3 protein-coding genes are annotated in these 2005 nt (G+C 44.0%); all 3 read left to right on the top strand.

Annotation, left to right across the window (positions count from 1 at the left end; genetic code table 11):
* Nucleotides 1-270: 270 nt before the first annotated feature.
* The 3 genes from AC1WIP_RS15145 to AC1WIP_RS15135 are packed head-to-tail and all read left to right on the top strand — an operon-like array spanning nucleotide 271 to nucleotide 1933.
* Complete coding sequence (locus tag AC1WIP_RS15145) at nucleotides 271-717, top strand: GNAT family N-acetyltransferase (protein ID WP_481142611.1); 447 nt, start codon at nucleotides 271-273, stop codon at nucleotides 715-717.
* Nucleotides 718-734: 17 nt separating this feature from the next.
* On the top strand, nucleotides 735-1157 hold the full coding sequence (locus AC1WIP_RS15140; RefSeq protein ID WP_481142610.1) for an FAD-dependent oxidoreductase: 423 nt from the start codon (nucleotides 735-737) through the stop codon (nucleotides 1155-1157).
* Nucleotides 1154-1933, top strand: a complete 780-nt coding sequence (locus tag AC1WIP_RS15135; protein WP_481142609.1) for an FAD-dependent oxidoreductase — start codon at nucleotides 1154-1156, stop codon at nucleotides 1931-1933. The genes AC1WIP_RS15140 and AC1WIP_RS15135 overlap by 4 nt, the downstream gene beginning before the upstream one ends.
* Nucleotides 1934-2005 lie beyond the last annotated feature (72 nt).

Below are 2005 nucleotides of genomic sequence, written 5' to 3'. Positions count from 1 at the left end.
ATAGTATTTAGACCTTGGAGAGGGTCAATAAAAACTACTACTATATAATACGAGCGAGGTACTTAATTATGAGAAATAACAGAACTAATATAAAATCTGAATATCTTTTGAGAACCTCGGTTGCATCATAATAGTTTTTATAGAATTTCTTTTGCCGTGGTTTATTAGCCATGGCTTTTTATTTGCTTTTTAATGCAATCTTCTGTTCTTTTATAGATGTTCATACAAGATCAACTTACCAATTAAGTCAGGATATTTATGGAGGAATTTATGATTAATCTTAGAAAAATTACAGAAGAAAACTTTATTGACGCATTTAATCTAAAACTTTCACCGGAACAAGAACGCTTTGTTTCACATCCGATTCGTAGTCTTGCACAGGCTTATGTCTATAGGGAGCAATGCCAACCTTTGGGAATATATGAAGGTGACACTATGGTTGGGTATGTTATGGTGATTTACGATTATGATATCCCTGAATATGATATATGGCATATGATGATTGATGAATCGAATCAGAGACGGGGCTATGGTAGAGCTGCATTGGATCGGGTGCTTGATTATATCAAAGCTAAACCTTTTGGCTCTTCAAATCGGGCGACCTTAACCTGTAACAGAGATAATTTCCAAGCACTAAATTTGTATAAAAGCAGAGGCTTTACAGAGACCGGAGCAGCGGACGAAGATGAAATAGAACTATCATTGACGATGCAGTAACAAATCCTCATTTGCGCATGGTTGGTTTTGCGGGAGAGGAAGCCTTTTGCGGCCACGGAGTTGCTTACTGTGCAACCTGCGACGGGGAATTTTTTTCCGGCAAAGAGGTCTTTGTGATAGGCGGCGGTTTTGCCGCTGCGGAGGAGAGCGTGTTTCTCACAAAGTATGCAAAGCATGTGACCATTCTGATCAGGGAAGGTGACTTTACCTGTGCAAAACAGACCGCAGACGCTGCCAGAAATAATGAAAAGATCACGGTGCTGACCAATACAGAGGTTGAGAGTGTAAGCGGGGACTTTGCGCTGAGAGCCATCCGCTATAGGAATACGCTGACGGGAGAATCCGTGAAATACAGAGCCCAGGATGGCGATAATATCGGGGTATTTGTTTTTGCCGGTTATGAATCTGCAACGGATTTGGTAAAGGCATTGCCGGCTTGAACGAACAGGGCTATGTGGTGACAGATGCAAATCATAAGACCAGCGTGGAGGGGTTGTATGCTGCGGGAGACGTGTGCATCAAAAGCCTGCGGCAGGTGGCTGCGGCGGTGGGAGATGGAGCGCTGGCGGCCACAGAGCTGGAACGTTATGCCGCAAGGATGCAGAAAAAGACAGGGCGAAAGCCGAAGCTGCAGACGTTGGAGAAATCAGTGCAAAAGGAGAAGGCTTTACAGAATCAGGAGGGGAAAAGCCTGTTCTCCGAGGATATTGTAAATCAGCTTACCTCCGTTTTTTCCAAAATGGAACGCCCCTTGGTTTTAAAATTATCACTGGACAACAGGCCGGTGTCTGCAGAGCTGAAAGCCTATATGGAAGAGCTGGCGGCCCTGACAGATAAGCTGACAGTTGAGGTTTTGGAAAACACGGTCGAAAAGGAGCTTCCCTGTGTGAGGGTTTGTCTGCGGAATGGAACGGAAACGGGACTTGCCTTTCACGGGATGCCGGGAGGGCATGAGTTTACTTCCTTTGTTTTGGGGCTGTATAATGCTTCCGGGCCGGTACAGGCGATAGATGAAAACATCGCGGAAAAAATTGCGGCAATCCATAAGGATATCCGTATGCAGATCATGACGACAGACGTATACGATCTGAATCATTTCCCGGATTTAAAGGATAAATACCAGGTTATGAGTGTATCCTGTCTTGTTATTAACGGAGAAAAAATGGTGTTCGGGAAAAAGAATATAGAGCAGCTTGTGGAGCTTCTGGCCGATTAGGGGGCATACAAGATATTAAAGAAATACCAGGGATTTGCCGATGTATGTAGTGAGTATGTATGAGTAATACAT

Source organism: Acetatifactor sp. (genome assembly GCF_982438285.1).
The sequence above is the reverse complement of the archived record's forward strand: the minus strand, read 5'-3'. Positions and strand labels throughout refer to the sequence as shown.

Coding starts and splice junctions, on each gene's coding strand:
- AC1WIP_RS15145 (WP_481142611.1), top strand. CDS start 271: ATGATTAATCTTAGAAAAATTACAGAAGAAAACTTTATTGACGCATTT.
- AC1WIP_RS15140 (WP_481142610.1), top strand. CDS start 735: ATGGTTGGTTTTGCGGGAGAGGAAGCCTTTTGCGGCCACGGAGTTGCT.